This is a genomic window from Halomonas sp. A11-A (genome assembly GCF_003182195.1).
In the GTDB taxonomy this organism is placed as follows: domain Bacteria; phylum Pseudomonadota; class Gammaproteobacteria; order Pseudomonadales; family Halomonadaceae; genus Halomonas; species Halomonas alkalicola.
The window spans coordinates 148,846-168,249 of record NZ_QGTM01000002.1; the positions used below are offsets into that span (position 1 = coordinate 148,846).

Consider the following 19,404-nt stretch of genomic DNA (forward strand, 5'->3'; position numbering starts at 1 on the left):
TCGGCGGGCCCTCGCCGTCTTGCGTTGGCAAAACTGCCTCCCTGCCAACGAACCCTTGGTCGTCCACAGGCTCTTAGGGGATAAGGTCCAGCGTTGATTCGATGTCCGCTAATGCTGTGCCGGACTGTCCTACGCTGTGATTGCCACGACCCGGGGCGCCCCTGACGAACCAGGCGCCGAATCATCGGGCTTTAAGGAGGCATCGATGAGCATCTTCGACCATGTGCAGAACCGTTACGAGCGCGTCCAGCAGGAGGAGCTGACCCTGCAGGAGTACCTGGAACTCTGTCGACGGGAGCCATCGGCCTACGCATCTGCCGCCGAGCGGATGCTCGAGGCCATCGGCGAGCCCGAGGTGATCGATACCGCCAGGGATCCACGGCTGTCGCGGATCTTCTCCAACAAGGTCATCCGCCGCTACCCGTCGTTCTCGGAGTTCTACGGCATGGAGGAGGCGATCGAGCAGATCGTGTCGTTCTTCCGCCACGCCGCCCAGGGCCTCGAGGAGCGCAAGCAGATCCTCTACCTGCTGGGCCCCGTGGGGGGCGGCAAGTCGTCGCTGGCCGAGCGCCTCAAGCTGCTGATGGAGAAGGTGCCCTTCTACGCCATCAAGGGCTCGCCGGTCTATGAATCGCCGCTGGGCCTGTTCTCCCCCGAGGAGGATGGCGAGCTGCTCGAGAAGGAGTTCGGCATTCCGCGGCGCTACCTGAAGAGCGTGATGTCGCCCTGGGCCGCCAAGCGCCTCAAGGAGTACGGCGGCGACATCTCCCAGTTCCGGGTGGTGCGCCTCTACCCCTCGCGCCTCAACCAGATCGCCATCTCCAAGACCGAGCCCGGCGACGAGAACAACCAGGACATCTCCTCGCTGGTGGGCAAGGTGGATATCCGTCAGCTGGAGATGTACTCCCAGGACGACCCCGACGCCTACAGCTTCTCAGGGGGGCTGTGTCGCGCCAACCAGGGCCTGATGGAGTTCGTCGAGATGTTCAAGGCGCCGATCAAGGTGCTGCATCCGCTGCTGACCGCCACCCAGGAGGGCAACTACAACCCTACCGAGGGCATGGGGGCGATCCCCTTCGAGGGCATCGTGCTGGCGCACTCCAACGAGAGCGAATGGCAGGCGTTCCGCAACAACCGCAACAACGAGGCCTTCCTCGACCGCGTCTATATCGTCAAGGTGCCCTACTGCCTGCGCGCCTCCGAGGAGGTCAAGATCTACCAGAAGCTGCTCGAGCACTCCTCGCTCAGCCAGGCGCCCTGCGCCCCGGATACCCTGCGCATGCTGGCCCAGTTCACGGTGCTCTCGCGGCTCAAGGAGCCGGAGAACTCCAGCGTCTACTCGAAGATGCGCGTCTATGATGGCGAGAACCTCAAGGACACCGACCCCAAGGCCAAGTCGATCCAGGAGTATCGCGATACCGCCGGGGTCGACGAGGGCATGGACGGGCTCTCCACCCGCTTCGCCTTCAAGATCCTCTCCAAGGTGTTCAACTTCGACAGCCACGAGGTGGCGGCCAACCCGGTGCACCTGCTCTACGTGCTGGAGAAGCGCCTGGAGCAGGAGCAGCTGCCCCGCGAGACCTTCGAGCGCTACCTGCGCTACATCAAGGAGTACCTGGCGCCGCGCTACGTCGACTTCATCGGCAAGGAGATCCAGACGGCCTACCTGGAGTCCTACTCCGAGTACGGTCAGAACATCTTCGACCGCTACGTCACCTACGCCGACTTCTGGATCCAGGACCAGGAGTACCGCGACCCGGAGACCGGCGAGCTGTTCAATCGCCAGTCCCTCAACGAGGAGCTGGAGAAGATCGAGAAGCCGGCCGGCATCTCCAATCCCAAGGACTTCCGCCACGAGGTGGTCAACTTCGTGCTGCGGGCCCGGGCCCAGAACAACGGCATGAACCCGAGCTGGCAGTCCTACGAGAAGCTGCGCGGGGTGATCGAGCAGAAGATGTTCGCCAACACCGAGGAGCTGCTGCCGGTGATCTCCTTCAACGCCAAGGCCTCTCAGGCGGACCAGAAGAAGCACGAGGACTTCGTGGCCAGGATGGTGGATCGGGGCTACACCGAGAAGCAGGTGCGCCTGCTCTCCGAGTGGTACCTGCGGGTGCGCAAGTCGCAGTAGGCCGAGGAGGTCTTCCATGACCTATTTCATCGATCGACGGGCCAATGCCAAGCACAAGAGCGCGGTCAACCGGCAGCGCTTCCTCGACCGCTATCGCACCCATATCAAGCGCTCCGTGGAGGAGGCGGTGAACCGCCGCTCCATCACCGATATGGAGCGCGGCGAGAAGGTGTCGATCCCGAGCCGGGATATCTCCGAGCCGGTGTTCCAGCATGGCCCGGGGGGCAGGCGCAGTATCGTGGCGCCCGGCAACCGCGAATTCGTCGAGGGCGACCGCCTGCGTCGCCCCGGCGGCGGGGGCGGTGGCGGGGCCGGGGAGGGCAGCGCCTCCGACCAGGGCGAGGGCATGGACGAGTTCGCCTTCACCCTCTCCCGCGAGGAGTTCCTCGACTTCGTCTTCGACGGCCTCGAGCTGCCCCACCTGGAGCGCAAGGCGCTGGTGGACCTCGACGAGGTGAGGCCGGTGCGGGCGGGGGTGTCGAAGGAGGGGGTGCCGGCACGGATCAATATCGTGCGCTCCATGCGCGAGGCTCAGGCGCGACGCATTGCCATGCGGGCGCCCATCCGCCGCGCCCTGCGCGAGGCGCGCGAGGCCCTGGAGGTCGAGGAGAGCAAGGACCCGGTGCTGCGCAACCCGGCGCGCATTGCCGAGCTCAAGGTGGAGATCGAGCGCCTGGAGAAGCGCCTCGAGGCGGTGCCCTTCATCGATACCTTCGACCTGCGCTACAACAACCTGGTCAACCAGCCGATGCCCTCCAGCAAGGCGGTGATGTTCTGCATCATGGACGTCTCGGGCTCCATGACCCAGGCCCACAAGGACATCGCCAAGCGCTTCTTCCTGCTGCTCTACCTGTTCCTGGAGCGCAGCTACGAGAAGGTCGAGCTGGTTTTCGTGCGTCATCACACGGCCGCCAAGGAGGTGGACGAGGAGGAGTTCTTCTACTCCCGGGAAACCGGCGGCACCATCGTCTCCAGCGCCCTGACCCTGGTCGACGAGATCATCGCCAAGCGCTATCCCCCCGGCCAGTGGAACCTCTACGTGGCCCAGGCCTCGGACGGTGACAACTGGGACGACGACTCCGTCGCCTGCCGCGACCTGCTGCTGAAGCGCCTGATGCCGCGTCTGCAGTACTACACCTACGTGGAGATCACCCCCCATGCCCACCAGGCGCTATGGGAGGAGTACGAGACGGTGGCCGCCGAGTTTCCGTCGCGCTTCGCCATGCGCCAGATCGTCGAGGCCGGGGACATCTATCCGGTGTTTCGCGAGCTGTTCAAGCGGCGCGCCGCTGGCGGCTGAGCGCCGACGCGGCGCCGAGGAGGGACCATGACACGACGCAAGCCCATTGCCACCGGCTCCGACTGGAACTTCGAGACCCTGACCGACTTCGAACGCGAGATCGCCCGGCTGGCCGATGAGTATCGTCTCGACACCTATCCCAACCAGATCGAGGTGATCACCACCGAGCAGATGATGGACGCCTATGCCAGCGTCGGCATGCCGGTGGGCTATCACCATTGGTCCTTCGGCAAGCAGTTCCTGGCGGTGGAGCAGGCCTATCGGCGTGGCCAGATGGGCCTGGCCTACGAGCTGGTGATCAACTCCGACCCCTGCATCGCCTACCTGATGGAGGAGAACACCCTGATGATGCAGGTGCTGGTGATGGCCCACGCCTGCTACGGTCACAACTCCTTCTTCAAGGGCAACTACCTGTTTCGCACCTGGACCGATGCCGGCTCGATCATCGACTACCTGATGTTCGCTCGACAGTACGTGGCCGAATGCGAGGAGCGCCACGGCGTGGCCGCGGTGGAGCAGCTGCTGGATGCCTGTCACGCCCTGCAGAACTACGGCGTCGACCGCTACAAGCGCCCCTCGCCGATCTCCGCTGCCGAGGAGTCGCGCCGCCAGAAGGAGCGTGAGGCGTACCTGCAGTCCCAGGTCAACACCCTGTGGAGCACCATCCCCGGGCGGGCGCCCGCGGATGTGCTGGCCGGCGATCACGACGAGGAGGACCCGCTGGGGTTGCACGCGGGCGGGCGCTACCCCGCCGAGCCCCAGGAGAACCTGCTCTACTTCATCGAGAAGAATGCGCCGCTGCTGGCGCCCTGGCAGCGCGAGGTGGTGCGTATCGTGCGCAAGCTGGCCCAGTACTTCTACCCCCAGCGCCAGACCCAGGTGATGAACGAGGGCTGGGCGACCTTCTGGCACTACACCCTGATGAACCGTCTCTATGAGGAGGGGCTGGTCGACGAGGGGCTGATGCTCGAGTTCCTGCAGTCCCATACGGCGGTGGTGCATCAGCCCGCCTTCGACAGCCCCTGGTACAGCGGGATCAATCCCTATGCGCTGGGTTTCGCCATCTTCAGCGACCTCAGGCGCCTGTGCGAGGCCCCGACGGAGGAGGATCGCCAGTGGTTTCCGGATATCGCCGGCAGCGACTGGCGGGAGACCCTGGAGTTCGCCATGAAGAACTTCAAGGATGAATCCTTCATCCAGCAGTTCCTGTCGCCCAAGGTGATCCGCGACCTCAAGCTGTTCATGGTGGTGGACGACGACCAGGAGGAGATGCTGGAGGTCAGCGCCATCCATGACGAGCGCGGCTACCGGCGGGTCCGGGAGGCGCTGGCCACCCAGTACGCCCTGTCGCTGCGCGAGCCCAATATCCAGGTCTACTCGGCGAATATCCGCGGCGATCGTTCGCTGACCCTGCGCCACGTCCAGGACAGCCGTCGCCCCCTGGCGCGCAGCGTCTATCCGGTGATCCGCCACCTGCACCAGCTGTGGGGCTTTCCGGTCACGCTGGAGTCGATGGAGGGAGATGAGGTGGTGCGGCGCTATCAATGGCCGCTGCCTGACGAGGCGGCCAGGGCCTGAGGTCGGCGCCATCCCTTGAGCGACAGGGTCTGAAACGACGAAACCCGCGCCGAGGCGCGGGTTTCGTGTGCAGGGGCGGCGCGGGGATGGCCGCCCGGGGGCTCAGGCCTGGGCGGTCCAGGACTGACACCACCCCTTGGGCTCGACGCTGTTCTGCGGGAACAGCTGGCAGCCTTCGCTGTCGGCCTGCCAGAACATGCAGTTGTCGCACACCTCGCCGTCCTCGTAGGCCGGGTGATCGGCGGCGTCCTCGGCGACTTCGACGTAGTTCAGGGCCTGGGCCTGGTCGCTTTCCGGATCGAGGCGCGGCAGGGTGTCGGCGAAGGCGGTCTTGGAGAGGATGCCGGCGCCCAGCGGCAGGGCGGCGAGGCCCAGCAGGCTGTTGCGCATGAAGTCACGACGGCTATGGTTGGCCATGGGATCTCCTTTTCGTCACGGTTGCAGGAAAGCTTCCTGTTCTTCTTTCTCTTGCGCAGGGTGGTGAGCCACCTCTTGCTCCGACAGGGGCTGCCCCGGGGAGTTCGCTGCTCTATGGTAGTAGAGTGCCTGTAGCGATGCGAACCAGCCATTGGCCGTGCGGCAATCTGTCGCGTGGCAGACGGGAGTCCAGGAGGACCGATGATCTTTACCCGTTTTACCTCCCCCCTTGGCGAGATCCTGCTGTGCGCTGAGCCCGAGGGGCTGTGCCGGCTCACCCTGGCCGCGGAGGGGCAGCCCGACCCGGAGGCGGCTCGCCGGGACGATGACGCCCTGGCCGAGGCCCGAGACCAGCTGCTCGCCTACCTGGAGGGGCGGCGCCATGGCTTCAGCCTGCCCCTGTCGCCCGGCGGCAGCGACTTCCAGCGTGAGGTGTGGTCGGCGCTGCTGCGCATCCCCTGGGGCGAGACACGCACCTACGGCGAGCTGGCGCGCCGGCTCGGCCGCGAGGGGGCAGCGCGGGCCATCGGCACCGCCAACGGCGCCAATCCGCTGCCGCTGCTGATTCCCTGCCACCGGGTGGTAGCCGCCGACGGGCTGGGCGGCTACAGCGGTGGCCTGGCGCTCAAGCGTCGGCTTCTCGAGCTGGAGGGCAGCCTTCCCGGCTGAGCCGCGATTCTGCCGGGCTGCCGGCGCTGCTATACTCGCGCCATCGCCGGTCGCCGCCGGCCGGACAACCACCAGGCCCCGCGGGGCCTTCGCAGGGAGAGTGCCCGATGCAGAATGCCGTGATCCTGATCAATGCCGAGAAGGGCCAGGTCAAGGCCGTGGCCGAGCGCCTGGCCGACGTGGAGGGGATCAGCGAGGTCTACTCCACCTGCGGGCGCTATGACCTGGTCGCCATCGCCCGGACCCGCGACTTCGAGAGCCTGGCGGAGCTGGTCACCGAGCGGCTCAACGCCGTGGAGGGTATCCGCGACACCGAGACCCTCAACGCCATGCAGGTGCACTCCCGCCACGACCTGGAGACCATGTTCTCGCTGGGCTGGTAGCCCGCGAGAGTCGCCTGTCGAGTCAGCCCCCGGGGCGGGTGGCCTCGGGTCGGCCTGCCTCCCCTCCCGTCATCTGTCGCTGGAAGCCGTTTCAAGGATGAGTCGTCGTCGTTCCCCCGTCCCGCGCTGGCGCCGCCAGGTGCGCCGCTTCGGTATCACCCTGGTCTTCGTGCTGGTCACCTCCGGCCTCTGGTATGGCCAGGAGCGCCAGGTCCGCGACCAGCTGGTCTGGATGGGGGTGCCCGAGTGGCAGAGCCCCACGCCCGCAAGCCTGCATCGGGTGCTGCGCAACGAGGGGTTTCTGGTGGGCTGGTCCGATGTGCGGGTCAATCCGCTGTGGGTCAGCTATCGCCTGTATGCCGTCGATGACCCCGCGGCGGGGCCGCGGCCGAACTTTCAGCGCGACTGGCGCACCCTCTGGCCGATCGGTACCGACCACTACGCCGGCAGCGGCTACGACCGCGGCCATATGGCGCCCAACTATGCCATCGCCGTGGTGCACGGGCCGGATGCCCAGCGCGACACCTTCACCATGAGCAACATGTCGCCTCAGCGTCCGGATCTCAATCGGCGGCTGTGGCAGCGCCTGGAGGAGGTGGTGATCGACCACTTCGTGCCGCGCTTCGGCGAGGTGCAGGTAATCACCGGGCCGGTCTTTCCGGAGCGCTTTCTCGACAACGTGCTCAACCGGGTGGGCTTCGTGGAGATTCCCGAGGCCTTCTACAAGATCATTGCTGTGCCGGGGGAGGAGCCGCGCGTGCTGGCCTTCATCATGCCCCAGGAGGTGCGTGGGGATGAGCCGCTGGACGACTACCTGGTGAGCGTGGACGAGATCGAGGCGCGTACCGGGCTCAACTTCTTTCCCAACCTGCCCGAACCGGTCGCCGAGGCGCTGGAGGGGGAGGTGGTGACCCGCGGCTGGGCCCTGGAGGAGGTGGCGCGCCGGCCGGGTCGCTTCTGACGGGGCGGGCGTAGCGGACAGGCACAAAAAGCCGCGATCTCGGTCGCGGCTTCCTGTGCTGGTCTTGCAGGGATGCTCCTGCTGGGTGCTCTTGTCTGGATCAGTCGGCATGAAGCGATATGAAGTGGTGCCCAGGAGAGGACTTGAACCTCCACATCCGTAAGGATACTAGCACCTGAAGCTAGCGCGTCTACCAATTCCGCCACCTGGGCGCATCATGCATCTCGTCGTGTTCGCGGGTTTCCCGAAGGATGGTGCCCAGGAGAGGACTTGAACCTCCACGTCCTTACGGACACTAGCACCTGAAGCTAGCGCGTCTACCAATTCCGCCACCTGGGCGAACACGAGCGAGTCGAGCTGATAAAGAGCAGGGGAGCGGACTCCCGATCATCGATCCCGAGGGAGCGATGGTGCCCAGAAGAGGACTTGAACCTCCACGTCCTTACGGACACTAGCACCTGAAGCTAGCGCGTCTACCAATTCCGCCATCTGGGCAAGCGACGCGTATGTTACCCGATTCCATCGCCATTGCAAGAGGGCCGGGAGCGCTTCGCGGGTTTTTTTCGCGACGCCTTTCGCCACCGTGCCGGGGCCTGGCGGCATGCCGAGGTTGGGTGGTGGCGCCCGCAGCGCTATACTGCGGCCATGACAATAGACCCTATCAGCAAGATTCCATGCCCGCGGCGCTCGTGCGCCTTCTCCTTCCTGCCGTCCCCGACCCTGCCAAGGATGCTCTCCGCATGACCCACTGGACGCTCAGCGACGACCCGCACGCCAGCCGCGAGGCCCACAAGTACGACAATCCTGCTCCCAGCCGCGAGTACCTGCTCGCCCGGCTCGAGGAGTATGGCAAGCCGATCACCCACGAGAAGATGAGCCGCCTGCTGGGCCTCGATGACGAGGACCTCGAGGAGGCGGTCCGCCGCCGCCTGGCCGCCATGGAGCGTGATGGCCAGGTGCTGCGCAACCGCGCCGGTGCCTATGCGCTGATCGACAAGCTCGACCTGATCCGCGGTAAGGTGCTCGGCCACCGCGACGGCTTCGGCTTCCTGATCCGCGAGGATGGCAAGAAGCCCGACCTGGTGCTGCCGCCCCGGCAGATGCGCCGGGTCTTTCACGGCGACTACGTGCTGGCGCGCATCAGCGGTCGCGACCGCCGTGGCCGCGACGAGGCGACCATCGCCGAGGTACTCTCCCACAACACCCAGACCATCGTCGGCGTCTACCGCGAGAACACGCCCGAGTTCGGGGTGCTGATCCCGGAGAACCCCCGCATCACCCAGGAGGTGATCATCCCGCACAGCGCCTGCGGCGGGGCGAAGGATGGCCAGGTGATCTCGGCAAGGATCGTCCAGCAGCCCGAGACCCGGGTGCAGCCGGTGGGCGAAGTGGTCGAGGTGCTCGGCGAGCGAATGGATCCCGGGATGGAGATCGATATCGCCATCCGCAGCTACGAGATTCCTGCCGAGTTCCCGCCGGAGGTCCACGACCAGATCGCCGGCATGTCCGCCGAGGTGGTGGATGCGGACAAGCACCACCGCATCGACCTGCGCGACGTGCCGCTGGTCACCATCGACGACGAGAGCGCCAAGGACTTCGACGACGCGGTCTGCGCCTGGAAGACCAAGTCCGGCAGCTGGAAGCTGCTGGTGGCCATCGCCGACGTCTCCCACTATGTGCGTCCGGGCAGTGCCCTGGACCAGGAGGCGATTCGCCGCGGCAACTCGGTCTACTTCCCGGGGCAGGTGGTGCCCATGCTGCCGGAGCTGCTCTCCAACGGCCTCTGCTCGCTCAACCCGGCCGTCGACCGGCTGGCGCTGGTCTGCGAGATGAACATCTCCCAGAGCGGCACCATCAGTCGCTACCGTTTCTACGAGGCGGTGTTCCAGTCCCATGCGCGCCTCACCTACAACAAGGTGGCGGCGATTCTCGACGAGGACGATCCCGCCGGGGATGCGCTGAGGGAAGAGCACCGTGAACTGGTGCCCTCGCTCAAGAACCTGCACGCCCTCTACCGGGTGCTGCGCGAGGCCCGCGAGGCCCGCGGCGCCATCGACTTCGAGACCACCGAGACCGCCATCGTCTTCAACGACGAGCGCAAGATCGAGAAGATCGTGCCGCGCAGCCGCAACGATGCCCACAAGATCATCGAGGAGTGCATGCTGGCGGCCAACGTGGCCACGGCGCGCTTCCTCGACAAGCATGACCTGCCGGCCCTCTATCGCATCCACGAGCGCCCCTCGCCGGAGCGCCTCGACAAGCTGCGGCTGTTCCTCGCCGAGCTCGGGCTCTCGGTGGGCGGCGGCGACGAGCCGACCCCCCAGCACTACCGTGACCTGGCCGAGGCGATTCGCGGGCGGCCGGATGCCGACGTCATCCAGACGGTGATGCTGCGCTCCATGAGCCAGGCGGTCTACTCGCCCCAGAACGAGGGCCACTTCGGCCTGGCCTATCCGGCCTACGCCCACTTCACCTCGCCGATCCGCCGCTATCCCGACCTGCTGGTGCACCGCGCCATCCGCTCGGTGATCCGCGGCCCGCGCCAGACCAACACGGTGCTGCGCGCCGACGACGCCAAGGTGGAGCCGCCCAGCAAGTGGTGCCCCTACACCTTCGAGCAGATGCTCGAGCTCGGCGAGCACTGCTCCATGACCGAGCGCCGCGCCGACGATGCCACCCGCGACGTCGAGGACTGGCTCAAGTGCGAGTTCATGTCCGACAAGCTGGGCGAGGTCTTCGACGGCACCATCGCCTCGGTCACCCAGTTCGGCATCTTCGTGCGTCTCGACGAGGTCTATGTCGAGGGCCTGGTGCACGTCACCTCGCTTCCCTCCGACTACTACCACTACGAGCCGGAGAAGCATCGCCTCAAGGGCGAGCGCAGCGGCATGAGCTACCGGCTGGGCGATGGCGTCAGCGTGCAGGTGGCCCGGGTCGACCTCAACGATCGCAAGATCGACTTCGCCCTGGCCGACGACAAGCCTCGCCCCAAGCGTGCGCCTCGCCGTCGCGGCAAGGGCGATGAGGCCCCGGACAAGGGGCAGGCCCGGGCCGGTGGCGGGCCGGCCGCGGCAGGCGCTGGCCGGGCGGAGGAGGGCGACGGCAAGAAGCGCGGTGGCGGTCGCCGCCGACGCTCGCGCCGCTGAGCGAGTCCGGTCCGTGAGGGGCGGCCGCCGGCGCCCCTGCTCGTTTCCCTGCGTGGATGAATGCGATGAAACAGAAGCGATCCCGCCGCCCCGTCGGCGGCAACTCCGGCACACCCGGGGGGCTGGAGGCCGTGTTCGGCGTGCACGCGGTGCGGGCCCTGCTCGAGCGCGGCGAAGCGCCCCGGGAGCTGTGGGTCCAGGAGGGTAGCGCCGGCGGCCGCCTCGCCGAGCTGGTGGAGGCGGCCGCCGGTCGCGGCGCCCGCATCCAGGCCCGCCCTCGCGACGACCTGGACCGGCTGGCCCAGGGGGCGGCCCACCAGGGCCTCGTCGCCTTCACCACGCCGCTGGTCTTCGCCGGCGAGGCGGAGCTGTGGTTCCGGCTGGAGGCCTGGTCCCGGGAGGAGCCGCCGCTGCTGCTGGTGCTGGATGGCGTCACCGACGTGCACAACTTCGGGGCCTGTCTGCGCAGCGCCGACGCCGCCGGGGTGCACGGCGTGATCGTGCCCAAGGACAAGGCGGCGCCGCTCAATGCCACGGTGCGCAAGGTGGCCTGCGGCGCCGCCGAGAGCGTGCCGGTCTACCAGGTCACCAACCTGGCCCGGGCCCTGGGCAGGCTAAAGGAGCTCGGCGTGTGGATCACCGGCACCGCCGGGGAGGCCGAGGCGCTGGTCTTTGAAGCCGACTTTGCCGGCCCCACCGCCCTGGTGATGGGCGCCGAGGGAAAGGGGATGCGCCGCCTCACCCGGGAGGGCTGCGACCAGCTGGTCAAGCTGCCCATGGTCGGCAGCGTGTCGAGCCTCAACGTCTCGGTGGCGGCCGGCATCTGCCTGTTCGAGGCGGTGCGCCAGCGTCGTGGCTGACGCGCCGCCGCTTGCTATATCGCCCCGCACTCCCTAGAATACCTGCGCCCGTTCGTCCATCGAGCGGGCGTTCGTGTTTTTCCGAATCACCTCCTTGCTTCCCTGGAGCCAAGACCTCCCGAGGAAGCTGCCAAACCGCAAGGAGAACCCATGCGTCACTACGAAATCGTGTTCATGGTCCACCCGGACCAGAGCGAGCAGGTTCCCGCCATGGTCGAGCGCTACACCAGCCTCGTCACCGAGAACGGCGGCACCGTGCATCGCCTCGAGGATTGGGGTCGCCGTCACCTGGCCTACCCGATCAACAAGATCCACAAGGCTCACTACGTGCTGATGAACGTGGAGTGCGAAGGCGAGACCCTCGACGAGATCGAGAACATCTTCCGCTTCAACGACGCCATCATTCGCAGCCTGGTGGTGCGCTGCAAGGAAGCGATCACCGAGGCTTCCCCGATGATGAAGCCGGTGGAAGAGAAGCGCGCGCGTCGCGACGATCGTGACGAGAAGCCCCGCGACGAGAAGCCCCGCGCCGCAACCGCCTGATCTCACCCACCGCACGTCTGAAGGAGTCTTCACATGGCACGCTTTTTCCGTCGCCGCAAGTTCTGCCGTTTCACCGCCGAGGGCGTGAAGCAGATCGACTACAAGGATCTGGACACCCTCAAGGCCTACATCACCGAGACCGGCAAGATCGTTCCCAGCCGCATCACCGGTACCAAGGCCCGTTATCAGCGCCAGCTGGCCTCCGCCGTCAAGCGTGCCCGCTACCTGGCCCTGCTGCCCTACACCGATAGCCACCAGTAAGCGCCTGGCGTGATGCTCGCGATTGCCCGCTGGATGATGCGGGGCACGCCCTACGCCGCCGGCGGGGCCGCCCTCTCCACGCTGATTCCGTGGCTGTTCTGGCTGGGGGCCGCCATCGCGGCCCTGGTCACCCTGCGTCGCGGACTGTCCTCGGCGCTGCCGGTGATCGTCGCGGCCGGGATTCCCGCCGGCTGGTGGTGGGCCCAGGGCGACGTCATCCCGCTGTCCAGCGTGCTGCTGGTCACCCTGATGGCGGTCGTGCTGCGCGCCCGGATGCGCTGGAGCGAGTCGCTGATCATCGGTGCCCTGGTCGGGGCGGGGATGATCCAGCTCGGCGTCTTCCTGCCGCCGGGGGGTGCCGGCCCCATGCTGGAGCAGCTGCGCCAGGGGTCTCCCGAGGTGGAGCGCCTGCTCGCCGAGCTGGCCAGCCAGGGGCTCGACACCGAGCAGCTGGCCGGGGTGCTGATCGGCGGGATCACGGGGCTCGTGGTGCTGGTCGCCTCCGTGGCCTGCCTGGCCCTGGCGCGCAGCTGGCAGGCGGGGCTCTACAATCCCGGGGGCTTCCGCGAGGAGTTCCATGGCCTGCGCCTGACGCCCCGCGAGCTGGCCGTGCTGGTCGTTCTCGGCGTCGTGGGTGCTGTGCTGGGCCTGCCCGCCCTGGGCATGCTGCTGTGGATCCCGCTGCTGGTCGCCGGCATCGCGCTGGTACATGGTTATATCGGACTGAAAGGGATGAACGGGCTGTGGCTGATCCTCTTCTATGTGCTGTTGATCACCACCTGGCCCATGATTCTGATCGTGCTGCTGCTGGCCTTCATCGACGTCTTCGCGGACTTCCGCGGACGCATTGCCAGCCGCAACTGACAAGAGGTTAACGAGATGGAAGTCATTCTGCTCGACAATATCGGCAAGCTGGGCGGCCTGGGTGACCAGGTGACCGTCAAGCCCGGCTACGGCCGCAACTACCTGGTGCCCTACGGCCTCGCCGTGCCGGCCACCAAGGAAAACATCGAGGCCTTCCAGGCCCAGCGTGCCGAGCTCGAGGCCCAGGCCGCCGAGCGCAAGGCCGAGGCCGAGGCTCGCGCTGAGCAGCTCAACGAGATCGAACTCTCCCTGGTCGCCAAGGCCGGCGACGAGGGCAAGCTGTTCGGCTCCATCGGTCCCCGCGACCTGGCCGAGGCGATCGCCTCTGCCGGCTTCGACGTGGCCAAGAGCGAAGTGAAGATGCCGGAAGGCCCGATCCGCGCCACCGGCGAGTACGACATCCACCTGCAGCTGCATGCGGAAGTCGACGCCACCGTGCGCGTGGTGGTCGTGGCCGAATAAGCCGCGTCCGCAGCGCCTGACGAGGGGCGCGGGGAGAGATCCCCGCGCCCCTCGTTGCGTTCCGGCGTCGGGACGCACCCATGGGGACTGCCGCCCGTCTGGGGTAGAATGGCCTCCCCGCAACGCCCAGGTCGAGTCACGCCATGCCAGAGATCCTAGAGCACGACACGGAAACCGCCGCCCTCAAGGTGCCGCCCCACTCGGTGGAGGCGGAGCAGTCGGTGCTGGGCGGGCTGATGCTCGACAATCAGGCCTGGGACAACGTGGCCGACCGCCTGGTGGCCGACGACTTCTACCGTTACGAGCATCGGCTGATCTTCAACGTCATGGCGCAGCTGGCCGAGGCGGCCCGGCCCCTGGACGTGGTGACCCTCTCCGAGGCGCTGGAGGGACGCGACCAGCTCGACACCGTGGGGGGGCTGGCCTACCTGGCGGAACTGGCCCGCAACACCCCCTCGGCCAGCAACATCCGCGCCTACGCCGATATCGTTCGCGAGCGCGCCACCCTGCGCAAGCTGATCCGCGCCGCCAGCCAGATCGCCGACGGCGCCTTCAGCCCCCAGGGGCGGCCGGCGGACGAACTGGTGGACGAGGCCGAGCGGCTGGTGTTCCAGATCAGCGAGGAGCGCCCCAAGTCGGGCGGCCCCATCGGCATGAGCGAGCTGCTCGCCAAGGCGGTGGACCGCATCGACGAGCTCTTCAACATGAAGGGGGAGATGACCGGCCTCTCCACCGGCTTTCGCGACCTGGACGAGATGACCTCGGGCCTGCAGCCCTCGGACCTGGTGATCATCGCGGGGCGGCCCTCCATGGGCAAATGCATCATGGCCGGCTCGCGCCTGGTGGACCCGGCCAGCGGTGCGCTGGTCACCATCGATGAGCTGGTGGCCCGACAGCAGGCCGACCTGCTCTCTCTGGGTGATGACTTTCGTCTGGCGCCGGCGTGCGCCAGCGCCTTCGTGGATGATGGGTGCAAGCCCGTCTTCCGGGTTCGCACGGCGCTGGGCCGCGAGATCTGCACGACCCTGACGCACCCCTTCCTGACGGGCGACGGCTGGCAGCCTCTGGAGCGCCTCGCGGTAGGGGAGCGTGTGGCCGTGCCGAGGCGGTTGCCGGTCTTCGGCCGGGAGCGCCTGCCGGAGCATCAGGTGAAGGTGCTGGCCTACATGATCGCGGACGGCGGCACGACCCAGACCAATGCGCTCTTCACCAACGCCGACCCGCGCCTGCGCGCGGAGTTCGACGAGGCGGTGGCGGCCTTTCCCGGGCTGGTGTGCCGGCCGGTGGAGAGCGCCGGGCGCACTCCCGCCCTGCGTGTGAGCCGTGAGCCCCAGGCCCTGGTGACGGCACGCGAGGCCTTCGGCAGGGCGCTTCGCGGGGCCCTGGCTCGGGCCGGGATGACCGGGGAGGTCCTGGCGGGTGCGCTCAACGTCAGCAAGGCGGCGGTGAGTGGCTGGTGCCAGGGCCGGGCCATGCCCGCCGAGGCAACCTTCGGGCGGCTCTGCCACGTACTGGAGGTTCCGCCGGCCGAGCTCGAAGTGGACGACTACGCCCGGGCGGCGAAGAATGCCAGCAGCCCGATGCGGCGCTTCCTGGAGGCCCATGGGGTATGGGGGATGAAAGCCACCGCAAAGCGGATGCCTGCCGGAATCTTCCGACTCGAGAAGCCGCTGCTGGCACTCTTCCTCAACCGGCTTTTCGCCTGTGACGGCAGCGCCTTCGTGCAGGCCAGCGGCCAGGCCAGGGTCAGCTACGCCTCATCCAGCCGGGAACTGATCCGTGAGGTGCAGCACCTGCTGCTGCGCTTCGGCATCCTGGCCAAGGTGCGTGAGAAGCCCCACGCCAAGGCCAGTCCTGACTGCCTGCCCTGGGAGCTGGAGATTCTCGACCGCGCCAGCATCGAGACCTTTGTCGCCGAGATCGGGATCTTTGGCAAGGAGTCACGGCTAGCCGAGGTCCAGGCGTGTCTGGGCGGCAAGCGGCATCACAGCAATCGCGACAGCCTTCCGCGCTCGGTCAATCGCTATGTGAAGGCGATCAAGGGAGAGCGCTCCTGGCGTCACCTGTTCGAAGCGGCCGGTCGCCGGCTGCCCGAGGGTGGTAATCTGCACCTCAGCGGCGGCAGCGAGCGCTGCCTGTCGCGGGCGCGCGCGGCGGAGCTCGCCGCTGTGCTGGAGGATGAGTACCTGGCGAACCTGGCCGACTCGGACCTCTACTGGGACGAGATCGTCGAGATCACCCCTCTGGGGCATCAGCAGGTCTATGACCTGACCGTGGACGGGACCCATAACTTCGTCGCCGAGGATGTCTGCGTCCACAACACCACCTTCGCCATGAACCTGGTGGAGCATGCGGTGATCGCCAGCGACCGTCCGGTGATGGTCTTCTCCATGGAGATGCCCGCCGAGTCGCTGATGCTGCGCATGCTCTCGTCGCTGGGGCGCATCGACCAGACCCGGGTGCGGACCGGCCAGCTGGAGGACGAGGACTGGCCGCGGCTCACCTCGGCGGTGAACCTGCTCAAGGACAAGCAGCTGTTCATCGACGACACCGCGGCGCTCTCCCCTAACGAGATGCGCTCGCGCATCCGGCGGGTGGTGCGCGAGCACGGCAACGTCGGTCTGGTGATGATCGACTACCTGCAGCTGATGCAGATTCCCGGTTTCTCCGAGAACCGCACCGGGGAGATCTCCGAGATCTCCCGCTCGCTCAAGGGCATGGCCAAGGAGTTCGGCTGCCCGGTGGTGGCGCTCTCCCAGCTCAACCGCTCCCTGGAGCAGCGCCCCAACAAGCGACCGGTGATGTCGGACCTGCGGGAATCGGGCGCCATCGAGCAGGATGCCGACGTGATCGCCTTCGTCTATCGCGACGAGGTCTACAACCCGGACAACCCCGACAACCAGGGGCTCGCCGAACTGATCATCGGCAAGCAGCGTAACGGCCCCATCGGCACGGTGCACATGGCCTTCATCGGCAAGTACACCCGCTTCGAGGACCTGGCCCCGGACAGCTACGGCGACACCTTCGGCGAGTAGGCCGAGGCGCCCGGCTTGAGCCCGGCGAGTGGGGCCGTATAATGCCAACCCCCCCAGGCCCGGGCACATCGAGCCGGGCAGTGAGAATCGAGGAGGCAGCATGGCAGGCGGATTTCGGCGCGGCAATCGGCAGCGCACCCCCAAGCTACAGGCGCGCGGCGAGCTCCAATCCCTGGAGCGTGAAGGCCCCTTCAAGGAGTGGCTGGGCATGCCCGACCTCTATCGCTACCACCTGGTGGTGGAGGGCGAGGCCTACAGCTACCAGACCGAGGACGCCGAGCTGCCGGTGCAGGTCGGCGACAGCGTGGTGTTCCGTTACAAGGAGACCAAGGCGGGTAAGTGGATCGACCGCAACTCGCTCGGCAAGGCCATCGACCCCTCCAGCTACCAATAGCCTGTAATCAGTCACTTGCGGAACCCTCCGGGGTGTCGAGGGTCATAGCCTCGACACCCAGACGTCACCATGGCGTCATCTGCAGGCGCCAGACTGCGTGGCACTGCAACCACAAGATCTCCTGGAGGGAACCATGGAATTTGAGGACCTCAAGGCCTTCGCGGCCCATCACGACAACTTCGAGATCCGCGTCATCGGCCATGCCGGCAGCCGCTTCTATCAGGTCGAGCTGGAAGATATCGAGGGCCAGCGCCATATGCTGACCCGCCAGGGCAAGCCGGTGCTCTATCGCTCCCTGGACGATGTCTATCTGGAGCTCAAGCGAGCCGGCATCCACCGCGCCTACCTGGTGCAGCACGTGCCCCACGACGAGGTGGTCGGCCGCGAGGCGCACTACCACGACCCGCTCACCTCGCGCATGCCGCTGGTGTTCTGAGCCGGGTGCCAGCCGGCGCTACCGGAGAGCCGCACGGCGGTGTCCGGTCACTCATCGCCTCCCTCTTCTCTTCCCCCTCATTTCCGCCGCCGCCCCTTGAGCTAGCGTCCCAGGCGCACCCGGCGGCGGGCAAACCAGCGGTATCCCGCATCCATCAGGCCGGCGACCCCAGGTAGGCAGCTGAGCCAGGCCAGCCGCCGGTAGCCCAGTACTGCATAGAGCGCCCGGCTGGCATCCATGCCGATTCAGCTGATCGCCGAGGAGAAGTAGCGGGGGTGGGGCATGGGCTCGCCTTAAGCTGTACAAATATTTCCGATAGTACAACTTGATGCCCCGGGCGGCGAACGGCCTGATACACTAGCCGCATCTCATCACTTCGTGTGCATCGATCAAGGAGCCCTCCCATGAGCACTGAGACCAAGGATTCGGCCAGCGCGGCCGTGGACCGTCCCGGCGAGGGCCGCCTGGCCCATGCGCCCAGCGACCACCCGCCGGTGCCGCGTGCCCGGGTGGGGGTGGTGCTGGCCAACCTGGGCACCCCGGATGCCACCGACTACTGGTCGATGCGCCGCTACCTTAGCGAGTTCCTCTCCGATAAGCGGGTGGTCGACTATCCGAGCTGGAAGTGGCAGCCGCTGCTGCAGCTGATCATCCTCGCGCGGCGGCCCTTCAAGTCCGGCGAGGCCTATCGAAGCATCTGGAACACCGAGAAGGACGAGAGCCCGCTTCTGACCACGACCCGGGAGCAGACCCGCAAGGTGGCCGAGGGGCTCGCGGCGCGCTACGGCGAGCAGGTGATGGTCGACTTCTGCATGCGCTACGGCAACCCCTCCACCGACAGCGTGCTGAAGCGCATGCAGGCCGCGGGCTGCGAGAAGATCCTCTTCTTCCCGCTCTACCCCCAGTACGCCTCGCCCACCACGGCGACCGCCAACGACCAGGCCTTTCGCACCCTGATGCAGCTCAAGTGGCAGCCGACCCTCCGTACCGTGCCCGCCTACTTCGAACACCCCCAGTACATCGAGGCGCTGGCCGCTACGGTGCGCGAGGCTTACGAGGCCGCGGCGACGCCGCCCGAGGTGCTGGTGGCCTCCTACCACGGGGTGCCCAAGCGCTTCCTGATGGAGGGCGACCCCTACCACTGCCAGTGCCAGAAGACCACGCGATTGCTGCGCGAGGCGCTGGGCTGGGAGGGCGAGGCGATCCAGACCGCCTTTCAGTCCCAGTTCGGCCCCGAGGAGTGGGTCGGCCCCCAGACCGTGGAGCACGTGGCCGAGCTGGCCCGTCAGGGGAAGAAGCATATCGCGGTGATCTCGCCGGCCTTCTCCGCCGACTGCGTGGAGACCCTGGAGGAGATCGAGGAGGAGATCCGCGACGCCTTTATCGAGGCGGGGGGCGAGACCTTCACCTATATCCCCTGCCTCAACGATCGCGACGACCATATCGCCGCGCTGCTGGCGGTGATCGAGAACGAACTCGCCGGCTGGGTCAGCCGCCAGGCCTGAGGCGTGATGCCCGCCCCGTCAGCGGGGCAGGCGTCCCTTGCGCTTCTGGCGGCGGGAGCGCCAGGGGTGGCGCGCCTTGGCCGGGCGCGCGACCCGGCTCTGGCCCACGTCCTCGTCGCGCAGCTCCGGCACCGAGCCCCGGGTGCCGGTGGTGAAGCGCAGGTGCATGTGCAGCCCGGTTTTGGCCAGCATATGGCCGGTGACCGGCGCGGTGATGAAGAGGAACAGGGTGATCAGCAGCTCCTGGACGTGAAACTCGCCCTGGGTCACCGTGAAGTAGAGCATGGAGGCGATCAGGGTACAGCCGATCCCCAGGGTGGTGCCCTTGGTGGGGCCGTGCAGGCGCATGAAGAAGTCCTTGAACTGCAGCATGCCCAAGGAGCCGGTAAAGGCGAAGATGCCGCCCGCCACGAGCAGGAAGGCGACCACGGCTTCGGCCAGCAGATAGAGGTTCATGGTCGG

Annotated in this window: 19 protein-coding genes and 3 tRNA genes; 16 read left to right on the plus strand and 6 right to left on the minus strand. The window is 67.1% G+C overall.

Going from position 1 to position 19,404, the window contains the following annotated elements:
- Positions 1-205: 205 nt before the first annotated feature.
- The 3 genes from DER72_RS02830 to DER72_RS02840 are packed head-to-tail and all read left to right on the plus strand — an operon-like array spanning position 206 to position 5,006.
- Complete coding sequence (locus DER72_RS02830; RefSeq protein WP_110068488.1) at positions 206-2,128, plus strand: PrkA family serine protein kinase; 1,923 nt, start codon at positions 206-208, stop codon at positions 2,126-2,128.
- A 16-nt stretch (positions 2,129-2,144) separates the two neighbouring features.
- Positions 2,145-3,428 (plus strand): YeaH/YhbH family protein, encoded by a 1,284-nt coding sequence (locus DER72_RS02835; RefSeq protein WP_110068489.1) that lies wholly within the window; start codon positions 2,145-2,147, stop codon positions 3,426-3,428.
- 27 nt (positions 3,429-3,455) lie between these two features.
- Positions 3,456-5,006, plus strand: a complete 1,551-nt coding sequence (locus DER72_RS02840) for a SpoVR family protein (RefSeq protein ID WP_110068490.1) — start codon at positions 3,456-3,458, stop codon at positions 5,004-5,006.
- Between the two features lie 102 nt (positions 5,007-5,108).
- Here DER72_RS02840 and DER72_RS02845 read toward each other — a convergent pair whose 3' ends face one another.
- Positions 5,109-5,423 (minus strand): high-potential iron-sulfur protein, encoded by a 315-nt coding sequence (locus tag DER72_RS02845; protein WP_110068491.1) that lies wholly within the window; start codon positions 5,421-5,423, stop codon positions 5,109-5,111.
- 201 nt (positions 5,424-5,624) lie between these two features.
- On the opposite strand from DER72_RS02845, the gene DER72_RS02850 reads away from it, so the two are divergent.
- From DER72_RS02850 to DER72_RS02860, 3 genes are all read left to right on the plus strand, one after another.
- The gene (locus DER72_RS02850) at positions 5,625-6,092 is read left to right on the plus strand and encodes a methylated-DNA--[protein]-cysteine S-methyltransferase (protein WP_110068492.1); all 468 of its coding nucleotides are present in this window, start codon (positions 5,625-5,627) and stop codon (positions 6,090-6,092) included.
- 107 nt (positions 6,093-6,199) lie between these two features.
- Positions 6,200-6,475: an Lrp/AsnC family transcriptional regulator gene (locus tag DER72_RS02855; protein WP_110068493.1), complete on the plus strand. Its 276-nt coding sequence runs from the start codon at positions 6,200-6,202 to the stop codon at positions 6,473-6,475.
- A 97-nt stretch (positions 6,476-6,572) separates the two neighbouring features.
- Positions 6,573-7,436 carry a DNA/RNA non-specific endonuclease gene (locus DER72_RS02860; protein WP_110068494.1) on the plus strand — a complete coding sequence of 288 codons (864 nt, stop codon included), beginning with the start codon at positions 6,573-6,575 and terminating at the stop codon, positions 7,434-7,436.
- A gap of 125 nt (positions 7,437-7,561) precedes the next feature.
- Here the strand turns inward: DER72_RS02860 and DER72_RS02865 are convergent.
- From DER72_RS02865 to DER72_RS02875, 3 genes are all read right to left on the minus strand, one after another.
- Positions 7,562-7,648, minus strand: a tRNA-Leu gene (locus tag DER72_RS02865).
- Between the two features lie 40 nt (positions 7,649-7,688).
- Positions 7,689-7,775: transfer RNA gene (locus tag DER72_RS02870), tRNA-Leu, on the minus strand.
- Between the two features lie 69 nt (positions 7,776-7,844).
- Positions 7,845-7,931, minus strand: a tRNA-Leu gene (locus DER72_RS02875).
- A gap of 245 nt (positions 7,932-8,176) precedes the next feature.
- On the opposite strand from DER72_RS02875, the gene rnr reads away from it, so the two are divergent.
- The 9 genes from rnr (at position 8,177) to DER72_RS02920 (ending at position 17,437) form a co-directional block, all read left to right on the plus strand.
- The gene (gene rnr / locus DER72_RS02880) at positions 8,177-10,582 is read left to right on the plus strand and encodes a ribonuclease R (RefSeq protein ID WP_110068495.1); all 2,406 of its coding nucleotides are present in this window, start codon (positions 8,177-8,179) and stop codon (positions 10,580-10,582) included.
- A gap of 65 nt (positions 10,583-10,647) precedes the next feature.
- A complete protein-coding gene (gene rlmB / locus DER72_RS02885) occupies positions 10,648-11,442 on the plus strand; it encodes a 23S rRNA (guanosine(2251)-2'-O)-methyltransferase RlmB (RefSeq protein ID WP_181395591.1) in 795 nt (264 codons plus the stop codon).
- Between the two features lie 150 nt (positions 11,443-11,592).
- The gene (gene rpsF, locus DER72_RS02890; protein WP_110068497.1) at positions 11,593-11,985 is read left to right on the plus strand and encodes a 30S ribosomal protein S6; all 393 of its coding nucleotides are present in this window, start codon (positions 11,593-11,595) and stop codon (positions 11,983-11,985) included.
- Positions 11,986-12,018: 33 nt separating this feature from the next.
- Positions 12,019-12,246 (plus strand): 30S ribosomal protein S18, encoded by a 228-nt coding sequence (gene rpsR, locus DER72_RS02895; RefSeq protein ID WP_075878872.1) that lies wholly within the window; start codon positions 12,019-12,021, stop codon positions 12,244-12,246.
- Between the two features lie 12 nt (positions 12,247-12,258).
- Positions 12,259-13,110 (plus strand): hypothetical protein, encoded by an 852-nt coding sequence (locus DER72_RS02900; RefSeq protein WP_110068498.1) that lies wholly within the window; start codon positions 12,259-12,261, stop codon positions 13,108-13,110.
- Between the two features lie 15 nt (positions 13,111-13,125).
- The gene (gene rplI, locus DER72_RS02905) at positions 13,126-13,572 is read left to right on the plus strand and encodes a 50S ribosomal protein L9 (RefSeq protein ID WP_110068499.1); all 447 of its coding nucleotides are present in this window, start codon (positions 13,126-13,128) and stop codon (positions 13,570-13,572) included.
- Positions 13,573-13,715: 143 nt separating this feature from the next.
- Complete coding sequence (gene dnaB / locus DER72_RS02910) at positions 13,716-16,607, plus strand: replicative DNA helicase (RefSeq protein ID WP_110068500.1); 2,892 nt, start codon at positions 13,716-13,718, stop codon at positions 16,605-16,607.
- Between the two features lie 100 nt (positions 16,608-16,707).
- Positions 16,708-17,001, plus strand: coding sequence for a hypothetical protein (locus DER72_RS02915; protein ID WP_110068501.1), 294 nt, complete (start codon positions 16,708-16,710; stop codon positions 16,999-17,001).
- A 133-nt stretch (positions 17,002-17,134) separates the two neighbouring features.
- A complete protein-coding gene (locus DER72_RS02920; RefSeq protein WP_110068502.1) occupies positions 17,135-17,437 on the plus strand; it encodes a DUF6482 family protein in 303 nt (100 codons plus the stop codon).
- A 101-nt stretch (positions 17,438-17,538) separates the two neighbouring features.
- On the opposite strand, the gene DER72_RS02925 is transcribed toward DER72_RS02920, so the two are convergent.
- Positions 17,539-17,676 carry a DCC1-like thiol-disulfide oxidoreductase family protein gene (locus tag DER72_RS02925; RefSeq protein WP_309064151.1) on the minus strand — a complete coding sequence of 46 codons (138 nt, stop codon included), beginning with the start codon at positions 17,674-17,676 and terminating at the stop codon, positions 17,539-17,541.
- A 165-nt stretch (positions 17,677-17,841) separates the two neighbouring features.
- Here DER72_RS02925 and hemH point away from each other — a divergent pair, with 165 nt between their 5' ends.
- Entirely contained in the window at positions 17,842-18,942 is a 1,101-nt protein-coding gene (hemH, locus tag DER72_RS02930; protein ID WP_110068503.1) for a ferrochelatase, read from the plus strand.
- Between the two features lie 18 nt (positions 18,943-18,960).
- Here the strand turns inward: hemH and DER72_RS02935 are convergent, their stop codons facing one another.
- Positions 18,961-19,398, minus strand: coding sequence for a Na+/H+ antiporter subunit G (locus DER72_RS02935; RefSeq protein WP_110068504.1), 438 nt, complete (start codon positions 19,396-19,398; stop codon positions 18,961-18,963).
- Positions 19,399-19,404: the final 6 nt, after the last annotated feature.

Bases quoted from the DNA above. Each gene is read 5' to 3' on its own strand.
- DER72_RS02830 (WP_110068488.1), top strand. From the start codon at position 206: ATGAGCATCTTCGACCATGTGCAGAACCGTTACGAGCGCGTCCAGCAG.
- DER72_RS02845 (WP_110068491.1), bottom strand. From the start codon at position 5,423: ATGGCCAACCATAGCCGTCGTGACTTCATGCGCAACAGCCTGCTGGGC.
- DER72_RS02850 (WP_110068492.1), top strand. From the start codon at position 5,625: ATGATCTTTACCCGTTTTACCTCCCCCCTTGGCGAGATCCTGCTGTGC.
- DER72_RS02840 (WP_110068490.1), top strand. From the start codon at position 3,456: ATGACACGACGCAAGCCCATTGCCACCGGCTCCGACTGGAACTTCGAG.
- DER72_RS02920 (WP_110068502.1), top strand. From the start codon at position 17,135: ATGGAATTTGAGGACCTCAAGGCCTTCGCGGCCCATCACGACAACTTC.
- DER72_RS02925 (WP_309064151.1), bottom strand. From the start codon at position 17,676: ATGGATGCCAGCCGGGCGCTCTATGCAGTACTGGGCTACCGGCGGCTG.
- DER72_RS02935 (WP_110068504.1), bottom strand. From the start codon at position 19,398: ATGAACCTCTATCTGCTGGCCGAAGCCGTGGTCGCCTTCCTGCTCGTG.
- rnr (WP_110068495.1), top strand. From the start codon at position 8,177: ATGACCCACTGGACGCTCAGCGACGACCCGCACGCCAGCCGCGAGGCC.
- rlmB (WP_181395591.1), top strand. From the start codon at position 10,648: ATGAAACAGAAGCGATCCCGCCGCCCCGTCGGCGGCAACTCCGGCACA.
- DER72_RS02855 (WP_110068493.1), top strand. From the start codon at position 6,200: ATGCAGAATGCCGTGATCCTGATCAATGCCGAGAAGGGCCAGGTCAAG.
- DER72_RS02860 (WP_110068494.1), top strand. From the start codon at position 6,573: ATGAGTCGTCGTCGTTCCCCCGTCCCGCGCTGGCGCCGCCAGGTGCGC.
- rpsR (WP_075878872.1), top strand. From the start codon at position 12,019: ATGGCACGCTTTTTCCGTCGCCGCAAGTTCTGCCGTTTCACCGCCGAG.
- dnaB (WP_110068500.1), top strand. From the start codon at position 13,716: ATGCCAGAGATCCTAGAGCACGACACGGAAACCGCCGCCCTCAAGGTG.
- rplI (WP_110068499.1), top strand. From the start codon at position 13,126: ATGGAAGTCATTCTGCTCGACAATATCGGCAAGCTGGGCGGCCTGGGT.
- DER72_RS02915 (WP_110068501.1), top strand. From the start codon at position 16,708: ATGGCAGGCGGATTTCGGCGCGGCAATCGGCAGCGCACCCCCAAGCTA.
- DER72_RS02835 (WP_110068489.1), top strand. From the start codon at position 2,145: ATGACCTATTTCATCGATCGACGGGCCAATGCCAAGCACAAGAGCGCG.
- rpsF (WP_110068497.1), top strand. From the start codon at position 11,593: ATGCGTCACTACGAAATCGTGTTCATGGTCCACCCGGACCAGAGCGAG.
- DER72_RS02900 (WP_110068498.1), top strand. From the start codon at position 12,259: ATGCTCGCGATTGCCCGCTGGATGATGCGGGGCACGCCCTACGCCGCC.
- hemH (WP_110068503.1), top strand. From the start codon at position 17,842: ATGAGCACTGAGACCAAGGATTCGGCCAGCGCGGCCGTGGACCGTCCC.